This is a genomic window from Kitasatospora aureofaciens (genome assembly GCF_019192735.1).
GTDB classification, from domain to species: domain Bacteria; phylum Actinomycetota; class Actinomycetes; order Streptomycetales; family Streptomycetaceae; genus Kitasatospora; species Kitasatospora aureofaciens_A.
In genome coordinates this window covers 1-962 of record NZ_JAHTKP010000185.1, presented here as the reverse complement: position 1 = coordinate 962, position 962 = coordinate 1, and the positions used below count along the sequence as shown (strand labels likewise).

Here is a 962-nt window from a genome sequence, read left to right as displayed (position 1 = left end):
GCACGTCCGAGCGGAGACAGGCCATGGACACTGGCCCGGGGCCACGTCCTCGGCATCACACCGACCCTCCTCCCAACGAGCCCACTCACTACGTGCGACTTCGTGTCGCACCCCCGATCTGGCAGTTCTCGGTGCGGCCGGCGGTGCCGGAGTACTGGCGTTGCACGCCCGCGGAGGTGGTGCCCTTCTTGACGAAACCGGTGTCGTCGAGGATCAGGACGCCGTCGTCCTCGCCGAGGCGTTCGGCGACGTAGTGCTGGAGCTCGTCGCGGATCTCGTCGGCGTCCCAGCGGGCACCGGCGAGCAGGTGCTGGAGCCCGTCGGGGGTGGCGTGGCCTGCGAATTCGGCCAGTTGCCAGCCGTTCTTGCGTCCGACCGGACCGAGCAGGCCGTGGACGTAGTCGCGCATCCGGCGGCGTGGCTCCACGCGGCTGAAGCGGTGGCCGACACGGAGGAAGAGGTCTTCGAGTTCGCGGTCCCAGCTCTCGGCTGCAGGCTCGTTGATCACGACGAGAGGCTGCCCCGCCGCTGTCATTACCAACGCCGGCTGCACACGATCGAGGGGCGGTCTCATGAAGACCACCCCTGACGGAGCACCAGCCCACTACACTCACCGCGCAGCCTTCTGAACAGGCAAAACGTCGAAGTCCTGCTGGAGTATTAGTACTCCAGTGTGACTTCGCGATCTACGCGCTGGAGGGGGCGGAGAGCCGCTGCCGGTAATGAGGAGGTTTCATCGTGATTCGTGCAGGTCACCGGGCCTGGCGTGACGATTCGTTGGGGTGCTCGCGCAGCTCATCACGGTGATCGTGGCGGGGAGATCATCCGTCGCTCCGTGCCACCTGGTGGTGCGTCAGCACCAGCAGGGCCCGTACCAGCGCGGTGGCGTGCCGCGGGTGCATGCGCACCTTGGTCAGGATCCGGAAGGTCTTCAGGCTCGCGAAGCCGTGCTCGACCGGGGC

At 67.2% G+C, this 962-nt stretch carries 1 pseudogene; it reads right to left on the bottom strand.

The features are described 5' to 3' along the window. Positions 1-112: 112 nt before the first annotated feature. A pseudogene (locus KV557_RS41895) lies at positions 113-535 on the bottom strand (IS701 family transposase); the annotation flags it as partial. Positions 536-962: the final 427 nt, after the last annotated feature.